This is a genomic window from Variovorax sp. 350MFTsu5.1 (genome assembly GCF_048302515.1).
GTDB lineage: Bacteria > Pseudomonadota > Gammaproteobacteria > Burkholderiales > Burkholderiaceae_C > Variovorax > Variovorax guangxiensis.
On sequence record NZ_CP157620.1, the window covers coordinates 5,005,377 to 5,022,678 of the forward strand.

General features: G+C 66.7%; 13 protein-coding genes. 9 read left to right on the plus strand and 4 right to left on the minus strand.

What is annotated here, in order from left to right:
• On the minus strand, nt 1–750 hold the full coding sequence (locus ABL843_RS22725; RefSeq protein ID WP_126024292.1) for a TerC family protein: 750 nt from the start codon (nt 748–750) through the stop codon (nt 1–3).
• Nucleotides 751–1,181: 431 nt separating this feature from the next.
• On the opposite strand from ABL843_RS22725, the gene gspD reads away from it, so the two are divergent.
• Nucleotides 1,182–3,848 carry a type II secretion system secretin GspD gene (gspD, locus tag ABL843_RS22730; RefSeq protein ID WP_418117413.1) on the plus strand — a complete coding sequence of 889 codons (2,667 nt, stop codon included), beginning with the start codon at nt 1,182–1,184 and terminating at the stop codon, nt 3,846–3,848.
• Between the two features lie 36 nt (nt 3,849–3,884).
• Here the strand turns inward: gspD and ABL843_RS22735 are convergent, their stop codons facing one another.
• Nucleotides 3,885–4,667, minus strand: coding sequence for a winged helix-turn-helix domain-containing protein (locus tag ABL843_RS22735; protein WP_418117414.1), 783 nt, complete (start codon nt 4,665–4,667; stop codon nt 3,885–3,887).
• Nucleotides 4,668–5,008: 341 nt separating this feature from the next.
• On the opposite strand from ABL843_RS22735, the gene ABL843_RS22740 reads away from it, so the two are divergent.
• From ABL843_RS22740 to ABL843_RS22775, 8 genes are all read left to right on the plus strand, one after another.
• Complete coding sequence (locus ABL843_RS22740) at nt 5,009–6,307, plus strand: hypothetical protein (RefSeq protein ID WP_418117415.1); 1,299 nt, start codon at nt 5,009–5,011, stop codon at nt 6,305–6,307.
• Nucleotides 6,308–6,585: 278 nt separating this feature from the next.
• On the plus strand, nt 6,586–8,079 hold the full coding sequence (locus ABL843_RS22745) for an NCS1 family nucleobase:cation symporter-1 (protein WP_126024288.1): 1,494 nt from the start codon (nt 6,586–6,588) through the stop codon (nt 8,077–8,079).
• A 42-nt stretch (nt 8,080–8,121) separates the two neighbouring features.
• Nucleotides 8,122–8,859, plus strand: a complete 738-nt coding sequence (locus tag ABL843_RS22750; protein ID WP_418117416.1) for an aspartate/glutamate racemase family protein — start codon at nt 8,122–8,124, stop codon at nt 8,857–8,859.
• 14 nt (nt 8,860–8,873) lie between these two features.
• The gene (locus tag ABL843_RS22755; protein ID WP_418117417.1) at nt 8,874–9,629 is read left to right on the plus strand and encodes a GntR family transcriptional regulator; all 756 of its coding nucleotides are present in this window, start codon (nt 8,874–8,876) and stop codon (nt 9,627–9,629) included.
• Nucleotides 9,630–9,635: 6 nt separating this feature from the next.
• Entirely contained in the window at nt 9,636–10,175 is a 540-nt protein-coding gene (locus ABL843_RS22760; RefSeq protein WP_418117418.1) for a helix-turn-helix transcriptional regulator, read from the plus strand.
• Between the two features lie 116 nt (nt 10,176–10,291).
• Nucleotides 10,292–12,058, plus strand: a complete 1,767-nt coding sequence (locus ABL843_RS22765; RefSeq protein WP_418117419.1) for an EAL domain-containing protein — start codon at nt 10,292–10,294, stop codon at nt 12,056–12,058.
• 55 nt (nt 12,059–12,113) lie between these two features.
• Nucleotides 12,114–13,097: an NAD-dependent epimerase/dehydratase family protein gene (locus ABL843_RS22770; protein ID WP_418117420.1), complete on the plus strand. Its 984-nt coding sequence runs from the start codon at nt 12,114–12,116 to the stop codon at nt 13,095–13,097.
• 168 nt (nt 13,098–13,265) lie between these two features.
• The gene (locus ABL843_RS22775; protein WP_126024282.1) at nt 13,266–14,756 is read left to right on the plus strand and encodes a nucleobase:cation symporter-2 family protein; all 1,491 of its coding nucleotides are present in this window, start codon (nt 13,266–13,268) and stop codon (nt 14,754–14,756) included.
• Between the two features lie 13 nt (nt 14,757–14,769).
• Here ABL843_RS22775 and ABL843_RS22780 read toward each other — a convergent pair whose 3' ends face one another.
• Both ABL843_RS22780 and ABL843_RS22785 read right to left on the minus strand, forming a co-directional pair.
• Nucleotides 14,770–15,630: an aldo/keto reductase gene (locus tag ABL843_RS22780; RefSeq protein ID WP_418117422.1), complete on the minus strand. Its 861-nt coding sequence runs from the start codon at nt 15,628–15,630 to the stop codon at nt 14,770–14,772.
• Nucleotides 15,631–15,661: 31 nt separating this feature from the next.
• Nucleotides 15,662–17,089: a sensor histidine kinase gene (locus ABL843_RS22785; RefSeq protein WP_418117423.1), complete on the minus strand. Its 1,428-nt coding sequence runs from the start codon at nt 17,087–17,089 to the stop codon at nt 15,662–15,664.
• Nucleotides 17,090–17,302 lie beyond the last annotated feature (213 nt).

The following is a 17,302-nucleotide window of genomic DNA, read 5'->3' on the forward strand; positions in this document are numbered from 1 at the left end:
TCAATCGCCGGGCATGCGCGGCGGGTTCAGTTCGACGCGCCGGGCGGCCTTGGTGCGCATGCGGATGTTGAGCATTTCCACGATCAGCGAGAACGCCATCGCGAAGTACACATAGCCCTTGGGCACGTGATGGTCGAAGCCCTCGGCCACGAGCACCACGCCCACGACCACCAGGAAGGACAGCGCCAGCATCTTGATGGTCGGATGGGCCGAGACGAAGCGGCCGATCGGGCCGGCGAACAGCATCATCAGCAGCACCGAGGCAATGACCGCGGCGATCATCACGCGCACGTCGTCCACCATGCCGACGGCGGTGATGATGGAGTCGAGCGAGAACACCAGGTCGATGATCATGATCTGCAGGATCACCGAGGCGAAGGTCGCCTTGACGGCACTCTGCTTGTGCTCATGCTCGCCTTCGAGCGACTGGTGGACCTCGCTCGTGCTCTTCCAGATCAGGAACAGCCCGCCCAGGATGAGGATCAGGTCGCGCCCCGAGATCTCCTGGTTGAACACAGTGAAGAGCGGCGCCACCAGGCCGACGATCCAGGCGAGCACCAGCAGCAGCCCGATGCGCATGAACATGGCCATGAAAAGGCCGATGCGCCGCGCGAACTCCCGCTGGGCCAGGGGCAGCTTGTCGACCAGGATCGAGATGAAGATGATGTTGTCGATCCCCAGGACCAGCTCCAGGGCGGTCAGGGTGGCGAAGGCGATCCAGACCTGAGGGTCGGTAAGAAGTTCGAGCATGGAACGACGCGGTTGCAGCACGCGCGGCCGGCGGCCGCTGCGGGCGAGCGCATCTTACGGGTCCCCGCGCGCCTGGCGCCAGCGTCCCCTCGCCTCATGGGCCATTACATTGCCGGCGATCCCGGCCCGGGCGCTGGCCGATTGCTTGCAAAAATGAGGTTCTCAATCTCATTTCGACGGCTAGTGGAAGGAAGGCAGATCGGCGAGCATCCGTGCCCGGAAGTACCGGACAGCGCATCCGTCTTCCGGCATAGCCCCAAGCAGCAACGATGTGGATCGGTGCGGAAACTCAAACCATCGTTGTCGGCCCTGATGCCGTTTAGCCCCGCGATTCGAACATGCACGAAGAACCCGCCCGCGTCATACCAGGGCGGACGAGCCTTGCAGCTGCGAAGTACCTCTGCGACCCCAGGTTGCGCGGGCACTGACGCATGAGGGCGTCACCCAACGGCGCGCGCGGCGTTCGCGCCGCATGCCTCGGCTTGCTGATTTGCGGCGCACTGGGCGCGGCCCATGCGCAGAACACCGTCAAGGCGGTATCGGGCTACGTGCAGCATGGAACCGCGGTCGTCCAGATCGACCTGGCGCAGCCGCTCGATGAGCTGCCCGGCGGATTCGCCATACAGAACCCACCGCGCATCGCACTCGACTTTCCCGGGGTTGCCAGCGAAGTCGGCCGCGCGGCCGTCGAAGTGAACCAGGCCAACCTGCGTTCGATCAATGTCGTGCAGGCAGGAGAGCGCAGCCGGGTCGTGCTGAACCTGTGGCAGCCCGCTTCATACAAGACCGAGATACAGGGCAGTTCGCTCAAGGTCACACTGCTGTCCGCCGGCGCTGCCGCCTCCCCGACGCAGGCTCGCACGCCCGCAGGCGCCAAGGCGGCGCCCGCCGGCGGCGAACCCATCACCCTGAACTTCTTCAACGCAGACATCGAGGCGGTGGCCCGCACCATGGCGGTGGTCACCGGCCGCGACGTGGTGATCGACCCGAGGGTGAAGGGCACGATGAACCTCGCCACCGAACGCGCGATCCCTCCGGCCGCGGCCTTCGACCAGTTCGCCCTTGCGCTGCGGCTGCAAGGCTTCGCCCTGGTGGAAGCCGAGGGGCTCTACAAGGTGGTGCCCGAGGCCAGCGCCAAGCTGCAAAGCGGTAGCGTCAACACCTCGATCGGCGCCATCCCGCCGAACGCCGGCAACCAGGTCGTCACGCAGATATTCAGGCTCAACTACGAGTCGCCGAGCAACCTGCTGCCGGTACTGCGTCCGCTGATCGCGCCGAACAACAGCATCAACGTGAACCCGGGCACCAACTCGCTCGTGATCACGGACTACGCGGACAACATGCGCCGGCTCGCGCGCGTCATTGCGTCGCTGGATGTTCCAAACGCATCCGACGTCGAGATCATCCAGCTGCGGTACGCACTCGCCGCCGACATCGTGCCGATGCTGCAGCGGCTGATCGACGGCGGCAGCTCGGGTGCATCGGGCGGGCCGGCCATTTCCGGCATGTCGAGCATGCCAGGGTCACCGGATGCGGTGCCCGTCGTGAACGCAGCGGACACATCGTTCCGCACCACCCTGATGGCCGATCCGCGCAGCAACTCGGTGCTCGTGCGGGCGGCCAACCCGGCGCGCATGCAGCTCGTGCGCGCGCTGATCGACAAACTCGACCGCGCGCCGGCGGACACCGGCAACGGCGCCGCCGGCAACATCTCCGTGGTCTACCTGAAGAATGCGGATGCGGTGCGGCTCGCCGCTACGCTGCGTGCCGCGATGGCGGTGGGCCAGCAGAACGCGTCCCAGGCTGCAGGCAGCGGCGTTCCCCAGCAAGGACAGCAAGCCTCGCCGGTGGGCCTGAACGGCGGCGGCCAGGGCAGCGCTTCGAGCGCCGCCGACGCGCCCCTGAACAACGCGAACCAGCCGTCCACCGGCGGCCAGATCCAGGCCGATCCGTCGACCAACTCGCTGATCATCACCGCGCCCGAGCCGCAATACAGGCAGATGCGCGCGGTGATCGACAGGCTCGACGGCCGGCGCGCGCAGGTGATGATCGAAGCGCTGATCGTCGAGGTGAACGCCAGCAAGGCCGCGAGCTTCGGCGTGCAATGGCAGAGCGCGCTGGGCCGCAACGCGGTCATCGGCACCAACTCCAGCCTCAACAGGAACAACATCCTCGCGCTCACCCAGGCACTGGCCACACGCAATGCCGCCGGCGTGGCGGGCCAGATCGCGCCGGGGCTGAACATCGGCGTGGGCGGCAGGATCGGCGGCCAGTACGTGCTGGGCGCCATCGCCAACTTCTTCAGCAGCGACGGCGATGCCAACATCCTCTCCACGCCCAACCTGCTGACGCTGGACAACGAGGAGGCCCGTATCGTCATCGGCCAGAACGTGCCCTTCGTCACGGGACAGTATGCGAGCGCGGCCGGCTCGGCCGGCGTCAATCCGTTCACCACCGTGGAACGCAAGGACGTGGGCCTCACGCTGCGCGTGCGCCCGACCATCAACGAGAACGGCACGGTGAAGCTCACCATCTTCCAGGAGGCCTCGACGGTCGACCAGAACACGGTCAACAACCAGAACGGGCCGACCACCAACAAGCGCTCCATCGAGTCGAACGTGCTGGTGGAAGACGGGGGCCTGGTCATGCTCGGGGGCCTGCTTTCCGACACCTACAACAACACCATCGAGAAGGTACCGCTGGCCGCAGACGTGCCGGTGGTGGGAAACCTGTTCAAGAACGAGAACCGGACGCGCACCAAGAGCAACCTGATGATGTTCCTGCGTCCCGCCGTGATGCGCGATGCGGACGCCATCGAGTCCTTCTCCTATGGCCGCTACGACGAGATCCGCAGCATGCAGCAGCGCACGCAGCCGGACACCGGCAACCTCATGCTGCGCGCCGTGGATGCGGCGCCGCTGCTGCCGGCAACACCGCCGGTACCTGCGCAGGGACGAAACGGCAGCACCCGCATGGAAGGCACCGAACTCATCCCTCCACCGCGCGCCGCCACGGACGATCGCAAGCTCGCGCCGAGCCCGTTGCGCGGCGCGCTGCCGCCGACGGCAGACCCTGTGAGTGCGCGCGAGCTGCCGTAGGACGGACGGCAGGGCTGCTGCCTGCCGATCGTCGGCTCAGGAGCCGGATCTGAGCTCGAGCACGTAGCCCTTGCCTCGCACCGTGTGCAGCAGCTTCACGTCGAAGGGCGCATCGACCTTGTTGCGCAGGCGCAGTATGGCCACGTTGATCGCGTTGGTGGCGGGATCGAACTCCGTGCCCCAGACTTCGCGGGCGAGCGTTTCGCGCGACATCACGCGCCCCTGATTGCGAAGCAGCGCAAGCAACAGCACGAACTCCATCCTGGTCAGCCCGAGGTCCTTGCCGTCGCGGGAGCACGTCGCATCTCGCTCATTGATTTCCAGATCATCCAGCCAAAGTATCGGCTGAGGACGTGCAACGCTGTTGCGCGCCAATGCCCTGATGCGCGCCAGCAGCTGGGGCATCGTGAAAGGCTTGACCAGATAGTCGCTCGCGCCAAGTTCCAGCCCTGCCAGGCGCAAGGCGACGCTGTCGCGCTCGGTAAGAACAAGCAGCGGCGCATTCGTCTTTCGCCGGATCGATCGCACGGCGCTGAGTCCTGCGGCGCCGAGCTGCATGGAGTTCAGCAGAACCAGTGAATAGTCCCGTGCGAGCGCGGGAGTCTCCATCGCATTGGTGCCGCGTGCCGTATCGATCAGCAGCCCCCGCTGTTGCAACGCTTCATTCATCGAATCGCAAAAGCTGGAGCGATGATCGACGAGCAATATCCGGGTGGCATCGATATCTTTGGCGAGCCCCTTAACTCGACCTTTCGAAGCCCCGGGGAATGAACCACCCGATTCGTTCTCGAGCGAAAGTTGGGAATCCAGCAGCCGCACAGTTTCTCCTTCCAAGGCGCCAAGATGGAACTACCGTGCCGTTATATGTTTGCTGCAAATCATTGATCTAATTCATTACTTAGGAAGATGACTGGTCTTTTCATCTTCCTGCTTGTGGAGCGTTCGATTTCTTCCTCGTCGAGGGGATCCAGGCTGAGCGCAGCCTGACACGGATCGACTTGACAGTGGAAATATCGTTACCGCATGAAATTCATTCCGGCACTGTCATCGGCGGTTCTCGAGAGCCCGTTGGGTCGTTCCCTGTGCCACGTGCACATCACCGGGAATATCGAATGAGAAAAGCATCTTCTCTGCCCGCCTTTCAACTCGCCGGAATTCTGATGGTGAGCCTGATCGCAGGCTGTGTCGTTCAACCACCGGCCACGGCAGTCCGCACCGTCGTTCAGCCCGCACACGTCGCCGTCGCCGCGCCACCGGTCGTGAGCGTGTACGTCGATCCGCCGCTATATCAGCCTCCTGCCATCGCGGTGGCATGGGCTCCGCCGCCGATGCTCGTGGAAGTGCCGCCGCCCTCGCCATTCGTGGGCGCCGTGTGGACCGGCGGCTACTGGACATGGCACGGCAGCTGGGTGTGGGCCGCGGGCCGCTGGTCTGCGCCTCCACAGCCGGGCTATGCATGGGTGCAACCCTATTACGAGCATCGCGACAACGTGGTGGTCTTCGTCGCCGGCCATTGGTCGCCGCCGGGCGTTGCATTCGTGCCGCCGCCGTTGGGCCTGAGCCTCGCGGTGTCGATCGCGGCGGCAGGCGTGGTGGCGGGGATCGCTCCGATCGGGCCGCCTGGCGTGTTCGTTCCCGCGCCTCCCGGTTCGCGGCCCGGCCTGATCGTGCCCGCGCCGATCGGTACGCCGCCGGCGGTGGTCGTCAGTGCGCCGCCCGTCACCAACGTCGGCATGCGCGTGCAAAACACCACGATCAACAACGTGACGAACAACACGACCGTCAACAACATCACCAACGTCACGAACATCACCAACAACAACCAGACGGTGAAAGTGGTGGCGCCAGCCAGCGCGACTGCGAGTGGGCGGCCGTTCGAAGCTGCGATACCGGCAAGCGCCCACCTTGCCGCCGCGCTCCCGCCCGTCGTGCATTCGATGGCGCCCGTTCCGGCGAGCCCGAAGCCGATCGCCGCCCTGCCGGCCGACCGCCAGCCGCCACCCGCGGCACGGCCGGCAGAGGCTATGCGTCCTACGGCTCCCGGCACTCCTGCCGCACAGCAGGCTGCCGCGGTTCGCCCGCCTTCGCAGCCGCCCTCCGCACCTCGGGCACGCCCCGAGCCGCTCGTGTCCGAAGCGCCCGCCAGGAGGCCCGAGGCAGCGATGGCCTCGCCGACACCGGCGCAGGCTCACGCGGAGATGTCCCGGCAACCGAAGCCGGCCGCCGTGGAGCCGCAGGCCCGCATGGCGCCCGGGGAAGATCCTCGAATGGCGCATGAAGGGCGTCCGGCAATCGCCGCGCGCGAGGGAGCCGAGCAGAAGATCCAGCGTCCGCCAAGACCCGCGCCGGCTCCTGTACCGAGGCCGCGCCCGCCCGCGCCGCCACATGGGCACCCCGAGCATCCCCCGGCTCCCCACGAACGCGGCGCTCCCCCGCACAAGAAAGAGCACGGCCAGTAAGGTCGTCGCACGCCTCACGCCGCCGCATCGGGCGATACCGGCCGCGTAGCGGTGCACCTCACGGGTGCACCACTACGCGGCCGCGCCCCGTTCCGAGGCATCCGGCCCGGTCCGCACCCGACGCCAACGCAAGACCTCAGGGATTACACCGATATATGAGTTCTCCAATGAGCTTGATTGCGCCCATTTTTTGTATACAAATAACGCATCCGAAAAACCGGCGCGAAATTTGCGTCAAAACAGGTCCTGATCCACCCACTCGCACGAGGAAGAAGACCATGAGCACAGTCGTCAGCCAGGCCCCCGCGGGGGCGAGCGAAGCCGGCATTGCGCCGCACGCGGAATCCAACGCCATCATCAAGCCCGGCTACCACCCGCGCCTGACCAACGAAGACCTCGCTCCGCTGAAGAAGCAGACCTGGGGCCAGTACAACATCTTTGCCTTCTGGATGTCCGACGTGCACAGCGTGGGCGGCTACATCACCGCGGGCAGCCTGTTCGCGCTGGGCCTGTCGAGCTGGCAGGTGCTGGTGTCCCTGCTGGTGGGCATCGTGATCGTGCAGATCTTCTGCAACCTCGTGGCCAAGCCCAGCCAGGTGACGGGCGTGCCTTACCCCGTGGTGTGCCGCGCGCCCTTCGGCGTGCTGGGCGCGAACATCCCGGCCATCATCCGCGGACTGATCGCGGTGGCCTGGTACGGCGTGCAGACCTATCTCGCCTCGGCGGCCTTCATGGTGCTCGCATTGCACATGGCGCCGGGCCTGGCGCCTTACGCCGAGGTCACCAGGTACGGCTTCGCGGGCCTGTCCGCCCTGGGCTGGGTCGCCTTCATGGTCATGTGGGTCCTGCAGGCCTTCGTGTTCTGGCACGGCATGGACGCGATCCGCAAGTTCATCGACTGGGCCGGTCCCGCCGTGTACGTGGTCATGGCCATCCTGTGCGGCTGGCTGGTGTGGAAGGCCGGCTGGAGCAAGATCGACCTGAACCTGGGCGGCATCAAGTTCCAGGGCTGGGACGCGCTGCCCGTGATGCTCTCGGCCATTGCACTCGTGGTGAGCTACTTCAGCGGCCCGATGCTCAACTTCGGCGACTTCTCGCGCTACGGCAAGAGCTTCGAGGCGGTGAAGAAGGGCAACTTCTGGGGCCTGCCGGTGAACTTCGTGTTCTTCTCGCTGCTGACGGTCATCACCACCGCGGCCACGCTGCCGGTGTTCGGCGAGCTCATCACCGACCCCGTGCACACCGTGGGCAAGATCGACAGCACCACCGCCGTGGTGCTGGGCGCGCTGACCTTCATGATCGCCACCATCGGTATCAACATCGTCGCGAACTTCGTCTCGCCGGCCTTCGACTTCTCCAACGTGGCGCCGCAGCACATCAGCTGGCGCACGGGCGGCATGATCGCCGCGGTGGGCTCGGTGTTCCTCACGCCCTGGAACCTCTACAACAGCCCCGAAGTCATCCACTACACGCTCGACGTGCTGGGTTCCTTCATCGGCCCGCTGTTCGGCATCCTCATTGCCGACTACTACATCGTGCGCAGGCAGCGCATCGACGTGGACGCGCTCTACAGCATGAGCCCCAAGGGCGAGTACTGGTACAGCGGCGGCTACAACCCGAAGGCGATCCAGGCGCTGGTGCCGGCGGCCATCGTGCCCATTCTTTGCGTGATGGTGCCGACGCTGCGCGGCGCCGCCAACTATGCGTGGTTCATCGGCATGGGCCTGGGCTTCATCATCTATGCCGTGCTGAACCGCAGCGACAAGACTTGAATCATCGGTTAGTCAGATAGACAGAAAGAAAGGGACCGCGCCGTGCGCATCAAGATCATCAATCCGAACACCACCTGGAGCATGACCGAGAAGATCGGTGCCTGCGCCCGGGCCGTGGCGCAGGCCGGCACCGAGATCGTCGCAGTGAGCCCGGCCATGGGGCCGGTGTCCATCGAAAGCCACTACGACGAGGCTCTGGCCGTTCCGGGCCTGTTGCAGGAAATCGCGGCGGGCGAACGCGACGGCATCGACGGCTACGTGATCGCCTGCTTCGGCGACCCCGGCCTGAAGGCCGCGCGCGAGCTGGCGCGCGGCCCCGTGGTGGGCATCGCCGAGGCGGCGATGCACCTGGCCAGCATGATCGGCAGCCGCTTCAGCGTGGTGACCACGCTGGGCCGCACCATCGGGCAGGCCTGGCACCTGGCCGAGATCTACGGCATGGAGCGCTTCTGCGCCAACGTGCGCGCCTGCGAGCTGCCGGTGCTCGAACTGGAGGAGCCCGGCTCGCGGGCCCGCGAGCGCATCGTCGACGAGTGCCGCCGCGCGCTGGAAGAAGACGGCACCGACTGCATCGTGCTCGGCTGCGCCGGCATGACCGACCTGTGCGAGCACATCGAGGGCGTGCTGGGCGTGCCGGTGATCGACGGCGTGGCCGCCGGCACCAAGCTCATCGAGTCGCTGGTCGCACTGAAGCTGCGCACCAGCAAGCGCGGAGAGCTCGCAAAGCCCCTGCCGAAGCCCATCATCGGTGCGCTCGAAAGCTTCACACTCTCGCGCTAGGCCACAATCCGCGCATGCCCCGCGCCAGTTCCAAACCTTCCGTTCCCCCCGCTGCCGCCGTTCCGGACGAGAACGGCTCAGCCGTGACCGACAAGAACAGCTCCATCGAGAGCATCGCCAACGACATCGCCACCGCGATCGTCGAGAAGCGGCTGCCGCCCGGCACCTGGCTGCGCGAGGAAGCGCTGGGCCGCGTGTATTCGGTGAGCCGCACCAAGGTGCGCGCCGCCCTGCTGATGCTGTCGAAGGACAAGCTCATCGAGATGATTCCCGACAAGGGCGCCTTCGTGAGCCAGCCCTCGGTGGAGGAGGCTCGCGAGGTCTTCGCCGTGCGGCGCATCCTCGAGAGCGAGGTGGTGCGCCTCTTCATCGCATGCGCCAAGGCGCGTGACTACCAGGCGCTGGAGCAGCACATCAAGTTCGAGCGCACCGCCCTGCGCCAGACAACCACCATGGGCACCGTGCGCGAGAAACTGCTGGGCGATTTCCACGTGGCGCTGGCCGAAGCCACCGGCAACCGCACGCTGGCCGAGCTGGTGCGCGAACTGGTGGCGCGCAGCTCGCTGATCGCGATGCTGTACCACTCGTCGAACGACCCGCATTGCTCGTCGGACGAGCACGCCGAATTCCTGCGGCTGTGCCGCAAGGGCGACGTGGAAGCCGCCGTGAAGAGCATGACCGAGCACCTGGAGCGCATCGAGGCCAGCCTCGAGCTCGGCACCGAAAAGCCCGACCGGCAGCTCGACCTGGTCAAGGCCCTGCTGGCCTGACCCGGCATGCGGAAGAACCTCGGCCTCGCGCTGCGACAGATGCGGCTGCTGCGCGGCATCAAGCAGACGCACTTCGCGCAGTTGATGGGCGTGAACCAGGCGACGGTGTCGCGCTGGGAGCGTGGGCAGCTCGCGCTCTCGCCGGCACAACAAGCCATGGCGCACAGGCTGCTCGCGGCGGCCTGCGACTCGGCGCAGGACGCGGCGCTGAAGCGGCTGGTCGAATCGTCCACGCGCAAGGTGCACCTGGTCTGCGACCGCACGCACCGGCTGCTGGCCGCATCGCCTTCGCGGCAGGCCGAATGGCGCGCCGACGCCAGCGAGTTCATGGGCCGTTCGCTGATCGGCTTTGCCTCCAAAGAGATACTGGAAGCCGAAGCCACGCTCGAAGAGCTGGGCTGGCACGCGGGCGAGCTGTCGTCGCTCGAAGTCGCTACCGGGGCGAACACCGACCGGATCGTTCCGATCCTGCCGGGGCGCGTGCTGTGGGAGCGCATCGCGCTTTCCGACGGACGCGCGGGGCGCATCGTCACCACCATCGCCTGACCACGTCGCCGGCAGGGCGGCCCGTGCTCCTGTCATATAAATGCGGCATGCTGTAGCCCAAAAGGGCTACTCGCTGTTCTTCTGCTCGAGGGCCGCCGACGAACAATCTCCTCAGCATGCTCCGGCCATCCCTGTCCAGCGCCAAGCCGCATCCTGCGATCACTGCGTTCTTCCAGCCGATCGTGGATCTGCGCCAGGGAACGATCTTCGGCCACGAGGCCCTGATACGCGGCGGTGCCGGCATCGCGCTACCCAGCCCCGAGGCAATGCTCGCGCTGGCCGCGGCGGAGTCGAGGCTGACCGGCTTCGAGCTTCACTGCGTGGAAGCGGTGCTCGCGCAATGGGGCCGCCTGAGCAAGCCGGGCCGGCTCTTCGTGAACATGAGCGCCGATACGCTGATCGAGGCCATGAACGCCGCGGGCGGCACATGCTGGCTAGAGCGCATGCTGGCGAACTACAACATCGCGGTGCGCGACGTGACGGTGGAGCTCACCGAGCAATGCGCCGCGGGCGATGCCGAGGCGCTGCGCCAGGCAGTCAAGGCGCTGCATGCGCTGGGCGCGCGCATCGCGCTCGACGACTTCGGCGAGGGCCATTCCAACCTGCGGCGCTGGAAAGAACTACAGCCCGACTTCGTCAAGATCGACAAGCTGCTTACCCAGGACATCGCCAACTGCCCGCAAAACGTGGCGCTGGTGCGCGCCATCGCCGGCCTGGGCAATGCGATGGGAAGCGAACTCATCGCCGAGGGCGTGGAGAACGCCAAGGACCTGCGCGTACTGCGCGACCTGGGCATCGCGCTCGGCCAGGGCTACCTGTTGGGCCCGCCTGCGCCGGAGCTGCTGCCGGCGCTGCCCGGGGCCGTGGCTGCCACCATCGGCGATTCCCGCATCGCGGTGATGCCGCATGCGGCGCAAGCCTCGCAACCCAGCGTGCTGCGCGGCCTCTCGGTGATCCAGGCGCCCGCGCTGAGCCCGCAGACGCCGGTCGACGAGGTCGCGGCGGCCTTCCAGAAGCATCCGGCGCTGCATGCACTGGCCGTGGTCGACGATGGAACGCCCGTGGCGCTGATCAACCGCCAGTCGTTCATGAACGACTACGCGCGGCTGTACTTCCGCGAGGTGCACGGCCGCCGCCCCTGCCTAGCCTATGGCAGCAGCACGCCGCTGGTCGTGGAACGCGAGGAGAACGTCGAGAGCCTGCTCGGCATCCTGATGTCGGAAGACCAGCGCTACCTGAGCGAAGGCTTCATCGTGACGGAGCAGAAGCGCTATGCGGGGCTGGGCACGGGCGACCAGCTGGTGCGCGCGGTCACCGAGGCGCGCATCGAGGCGGCGCGGCACGCCAACCCACTGACCTCGCTGCCGGGCAACATCCCCATCAACATCCACATCGCGCGGCTGCTCGACAGCGGCGCCGACTTCGCGGCCTGCTATGCGGACCTGAACAGCTTCAAGGTGTTCAACGACCACTACGGCTACTGGCGCGGCGACGAGATGATCCTGCTGCTCGCGCGGCTGGCGACGCAGCATGCCGACGCGCATCGCGACTTCGTCGGCCACATCGGCGGCGACGACTTCCTGATGCTGTTCCAGAGCCCCGACTGGTACCGGCGCTGCGCCGGGCTGATCGCCGAGTTCAACCGGCAGGCACCCGGCCTCTACGACGAAGCCGACCGGCAGTCCGGCGGCATCGAGGGCGAGGACCGGCATGGCGTGGTCCGCTTCACGCCCTTCGCCACGCTGGCGATAGGCGCGGTGCGCATTCCGCCGGGCATGTTCCGGCACGCCGAGGACGTGGCGAGCGAAGCGGCCATCGCGAAGCACGACGCCAAGCAGGCAGCCTCCGGGCTCACGGTGCGGGAAGCAAGGCCACGCGCCTGAATCGCGCATAACTTATGCGTGGACGGTCCATGCGGCCGCGGCTAGTCTTGCGGCCATGACCATCCTCATCACCGGCAGCGCCGGCCACCTCGGCGAGGCCCTGATGCGCACGCTGCGCGCAAGCTCGCAGGCCGCGCGCGGCATCGACATCGCTTCCTCCGGGTTCACCGACCGCACCGGCTCCATCGTCGACCGCGCCTTCGTGCGCGGCTGCATGAAGGGCGTGCGCACCGTCATCCACGCGGCCACGCTGCACAAGCCGCATGTGGCAACGCACAGCTTGCAGGAGTTCGTCGACACCAACATCACGGGCACGCTGGTGCTGCTCGAGGAGGCTGTCGCCGCGGGTGTCGAGTCGTTCGTGTTCACGAGCACGACCAGCACCTTCGGCTCCGCGCTCACGCCTGCAGAGGGCATGCCGGCTGCGTGGATCACCGAGGACGTGACGCCTGTTCCGAAGAACATCTACGGCGTGACCAAGACATCGGCCGAGAGCCTGTGCGAGCTGTTTCATCGCAAGCAACAGCTGCCAGTGGTGGTGCTCAAGACTTCGCGCTTCTTCCCCGAGGAAGACGACGATGCCGCGGCGCGCAGCCTGCACTCGCTGGACAACGCGCAGGCCAACGAGCTGCTGCATCGCCGCGCCGATATCGAGGACGTGGTGCAGGCGCATCTTCTTGCGGCCCGGCACGCACCGCGCATCGGCTTCGGCCGCTACATCGTCTCGGCCACCACGCCCTTCGCGCGCGACGACTTGCAGATGCTGCGGGAGAACGCGGCCGCCGTACTGCGCCGGCTCTTCCCCGAGGCGGAGGCACTCTACGCGAAGCAGGGATGGACACTGCCAAGGCAGCTCGATCGCGTCTACGTGAACGAACTCGCGCGGCGCGACCTCGGATGGCAGCCGCGCCATGACTTCGCTCATGTGCTGCGCTGCCTGCGCGAAGGCCGCGATTTCCGCAGCCAGCTCGCGCGCGAAGTGGGCAGCAAGGGCTATCACGCCGAGGCTTTCGACGACGGCCCCTACCCCGTCGCATAGCAAGAAACGACCGGGGCAAGGCCCCGGACCGGATACGGGTTTTCCTGAATCCGGATTGTTGCATAAGTTGTATACAGTTTGGCGTACACAAACAGGTGTGCGCATGCCGAGCCGTGTCGCCCGCCTCTCCTCGATCAATCCCTCTCTCGCCGCAGCAGGAGAAACACGATGACGGCCGACAGCACCCCCTCAACAGTCCATCCCGTGGATCAGCGGCTGCCCACCGGCAAGCTCGCCGCCCTCGGCCTTCAGCACGTGCTGGTGATGTATGCGGGCGCCGTCGCGGTGCCGCTGATCGTCGGCCGCGCGCTCAAGCTCAGCCCCGACGAAGTTGCACTGCTGATCTCCGCCGACCTGTTCTGCTGCGGCATCGCCACGCTGATCCAGGCGCTGGGCGCCACGCAGTTCTTCGGCATCAAGCTGCCGGTGATGATGGGCGTGACCTTCGCCTCCGTCGCGCCCATGGTGGCCATCGCCAACGCCAACCCCGGCCAGAACGGCGCGCAGCTGCTGTTCGGCGCCATCATCGGCGCGGGCGTGGTGTCGATACTCATCGCGCCGCTGGTCAGCCGCATGCTGCGCTTCTTCCCGCCGGTGGTCACCGGCACCATCATCGCGGTCATCGGCATCAGCCTGATGCGCGTGGGCATCAACTGGATCTTCGGCAACCCCGTGGGCCCGACCGCGCCCGCGCTGGTCGACCCGGTCTATGCGAAGTGGCTCGCCGAGGTGACCTCGCCCGGCAGCTCCATTCCCGCCGTGCCCAAGGGCTTCGCGATCCTGCCGACGGTGCCTAATCCCAAGTACGCGGACCTCTCGGGCTTCGGCGTGGCCGCGCTGGTGCTGGTGTCGATCCTGCTGATCGTGAAGTACGCCAAGGGTTTCGTCGCCAACATCTCGGTGCTGCTGGGCATCGTGATCGGCGCCGTCGTGGCCTCGCTCACCGGCCTCATGACCTACGAGAAGGTGGGCAAGGCCGCGTGGGTCGACATCGTGCTGCCCTTCCACTTCGGCATGCCGCAGTTCGACCCGATCCTGATCCTCACCATGACGCTGATCATGATCGTCGTGATGATCGAATCGACAGGCATGTTCCTCGCACTCGGCGAAATGACCGAGCGCAAGATCAGTCAGAAGGATCTGGCGCGCGGCCTGCGCACCGACGGCCTGGGCACGCTGATCGGCGGCGTCTTCAACACCTTCCCCTACACCAGCTTCTCGCAGAACGTGGGCCTGGTTGCCGTCACCGGCATCAAGAGCCGTTATGTGTGCGTGGCCGGCGGCATCATCCTGATCGTGCTCGGCCTGCTCCCGAAGATGGCGGCGCTGGTGGAGTCGCTGCCCACGGTGGTGCTGGGCGGCGCGGGCCTCGTGATGTTCGGCATGGTGGCCGCCACCGGCATCCGCATCCTCTCGGGCGTGGACTTCAGGAACAACCGCCACAACGCGATGATCGTCGCGGTCTCGCTGGGCATCGGCATGATTCCGCTGATCGCGCCCAACTTCAAACAATGGATGCCGCACGCCATCCACTCGCTGATCGAGTCGGGCATTTTGCTGGCGTCGATCGCGGCGGTGCTGCTGAACCTGTTCCTCAACGGCGCGAAGCACGATGAGAGCGCCGTGATCGCCGCGGCAAAGCAGGCCGAAGCCCACTGATCGCCGCCAGCGCTCAGATCATCGCCAGGGGCATCTTGCACTTCGGCGGCGGATGCAGGCGATCCAGTTCGGCCAGGGTCGCCGCATCGAGCTTCAATTCGGCAGCGGCCAGGTTTTCCTTCAGGTGGGTGCTGCGAACCGCCTTCGGAATCGCAGCCACACCGGGCCGAGCGATCACGGCAGCCAATACGAGTTGCGCTGCCGTCACGCCCAGTCGCTCGGCCAGTTCCACCAGCCCATCGTCCTCGGCCAGCGCGCCCTGGTCGATGGGGCTGTAGGCCATCAAGGGCATGCCGCGCTCGCGCTGCCAAGGCAGCAGGCCGAACTCGGGCCCTCGTTCGCCCAGCGACAGGTAGACCTGGTTGGCCGCACAAGCCGGGCCGTTGCCGCCGGTCGCCTCCTCCAGTTCCTCCATGTCGTCGATGTCGAAATTGCTCACGCCCCAGTGCGCGATGCGGCCATCGTCGACCAGCGAATGCATCGCCGCCACCGTCTCGCGCAGCGGGTGGCTGCCGCGCCAGTGCAGCAGGTAGAGATCGAGGGCGTCGAGCCCGAGCCGCTTCAGGCTGCGTTCGCAGGCATCTAGCGTGCCGCGTCGGCTGGCGTTGTGCGGATAGACCTTGCTGACGATGAAGAGCTCTTCGCGCCGCACATCGTTCGCGCGCAGGGCCTCGGCGATGGCTTGGCCCAGCACGGTCTCGGCGCCGCCCTCGCCGTACATCTCGGCGGTGTCGATCAGGCGATAGCCGAGCACGATGGCTTCGCGCACGGCCTTGACCTCGTCGGCGCGGCGCTTCGCGTCTTCGCCCATGCGCCATGTGCCCAGGCCCAGTACCGGCATCTCGCCGCCGGTGGGGAGTTGAAGTGTTCGCATCGGTCCATCCTAAGAGGGATGCGCCCGCTTGTCAGCCAGCCGACAGCGGAAGCCACACGGTCGCGCGCAGGCCACGACCGCCCTCCCCGTCGGACAGCTCGATGCGCCCGCCATGCTTCTCAAGCACCGACCTGACGATGGCCAGCCCCAGTCCGCTGCCCGACTGCGTCTGGTCCGGATTGCGGAAGAAGCGGTCGAACACGCGCTCGCGCAGCGCGGGCGGAATGCCCGGGCCCTGGTCCGTCACGCGCAGCACCGCATCCGATGACTCGCGCCCGACGCGCACCGTGACAGCGCCACCATCGGGGCTGTACTTGATGGCGTTCTCCACCAGGTTGCTCACCATCGAGATCAGGCTTTCCCTCTCGCCGTGCACCGGCACCGGTTCGGGTACTTCAGAGGCGAACTCCAGCGCGATGCCGCGCGCCCGCGCCAGTGCCTCGACGAGCGGAATGCGGTCGCGCACCAGCGCATCGAAGGCCAGCGTCGCGGGCAAGGCGTCCAGCGGCATCTCGTCGCTTCGCATCAGTTGCCGCAGCTGGCCCACCAGCCGTGCCGCGCGGTCGTTGCTTCGCAGCAGGTTGGCCATGAGCTCGCGTTGCCCGGGGTCGGAGGTCCGGGCCTTCAGCGCCTCGACGTTCACGCGCATCGCATCGAGCGGGGTGCGCAGCTCGTTGGCCGCGTCGGCGATCAGGCCGCGCTTGCGCGATGCGCGGTCGCGCACGCTGCGCAGCAGTCCGTTGATGCCGCTCACCAGTGGCTGCAGTTCCTTGTGCGGCGGCTCGAAGGTCAGCGGCGAAAGATCGGCCGGGCCGCGCTCGGCCGTCTCCTTCGTCACCTGCCGCCACGGCCGCAGCGCAAGCATCACCGAGAGCCAGGCCGGGAAGACGACGAACGGCAGGCTGATGGCCAGCGGCAGCAGGTAGTAGCTGCGGTGTTCGATGGTGAAGTTCAGGCGCAGCACGTCGGGCTCCGCCAGCAGTACGCGCGTGTCCAGCAGCGGCGAAGTCATCGAGCGGGCGCGCCACACGCGATCGCCGGCGCGCACCTGCTCCACCCGCCCGGGCATCTGCGTGTGCATGAGCGGCGCACTCGGCGCGGAGTTGTAGATGAGCCGGCCCTGCTGCCACACCTGCAGCACGGGCGCCCGATCCTGATCGGATTTGAAGTCGCTCGAAGTCTCCTGCAGCGCCATGTCGAAGGCCTTGAGCGTCTGCTGCTGGCGCGCGGGATCGAAGGCCAGGTTCTGCGCGCAGGCCATGATGCTTTCGAAGACCTTGTCGTAGCGCACCAGCTCGGGCAGGCGGTTCGAGTCATACAGGAAGAGCGCCAGCGTGGCGCACCACAGCAGCCCCGCCACCGCGATCTGCGCGAACAGCAGGCGCCGCACCAGCGAGGGCTGGAGCCACCGTCGGATGCGGCGTGCGACCGCCTTCGCGGCAACGGACAAGAAATTCATGGGTCTCCTGGCGAGCGGTCTCTGCGGAGCGCCTCGCGAGCGCGCGGAGTATCGGGCAGGGCCGCGCGGGCTGCTTCAGAAAACCTTCATGTAGGAGGCTCGAGGGCTTTCATGCGAGAGTTATCGGGAGCTTTCGCCTTCTAATTATTCGAATTCGAAGTCGGTTCCGTGACACACGATTTCTTCATTGCCATAGGGAAACGCATCGACACA

What these genes read in the sequence shown, in the direction of transcription:
- ABL843_RS22725 (WP_126024292.1), bottom strand. Translation starts at nt 750, where the DNA reads ATGCTCGAACTTCTTACCGACCCTCAGGTCTGGATCGCCTTCGCCACC.
- gspD (WP_418117413.1), top strand. Translation starts at nt 1,182, where the DNA reads ATGAGGGCGTCACCCAACGGCGCGCGCGGCGTTCGCGCCGCATGCCTC.
- ABL843_RS22740 (WP_418117415.1), top strand. Translation starts at nt 5,009, where the DNA reads ATGGTGAGCCTGATCGCAGGCTGTGTCGTTCAACCACCGGCCACGGCA.
- ABL843_RS22745 (WP_126024288.1), top strand. Translation starts at nt 6,586, where the DNA reads ATGAGCACAGTCGTCAGCCAGGCCCCCGCGGGGGCGAGCGAAGCCGGC.
- ABL843_RS22755 (WP_418117417.1), top strand. Translation starts at nt 8,874, where the DNA reads ATGCCCCGCGCCAGTTCCAAACCTTCCGTTCCCCCCGCTGCCGCCGTT.
- ABL843_RS22760 (WP_418117418.1), top strand. Translation starts at nt 9,636, where the DNA reads ATGCGGAAGAACCTCGGCCTCGCGCTGCGACAGATGCGGCTGCTGCGC.
- ABL843_RS22765 (WP_418117419.1), top strand. Translation starts at nt 10,292, where the DNA reads ATGCTCCGGCCATCCCTGTCCAGCGCCAAGCCGCATCCTGCGATCACT.
- ABL843_RS22770 (WP_418117420.1), top strand. Translation starts at nt 12,114, where the DNA reads ATGACCATCCTCATCACCGGCAGCGCCGGCCACCTCGGCGAGGCCCTG.
- ABL843_RS22775 (WP_126024282.1), top strand. Translation starts at nt 13,266, where the DNA reads ATGACGGCCGACAGCACCCCCTCAACAGTCCATCCCGTGGATCAGCGG.
- ABL843_RS22780 (WP_418117422.1), bottom strand. Translation starts at nt 15,630, where the DNA reads ATGCGAACACTTCAACTCCCCACCGGCGGCGAGATGCCGGTACTGGGC.
- ABL843_RS22785 (WP_418117423.1), bottom strand. Translation starts at nt 17,089, where the DNA reads ATGAATTTCTTGTCCGTTGCCGCGAAGGCGGTCGCACGCCGCATCCGA.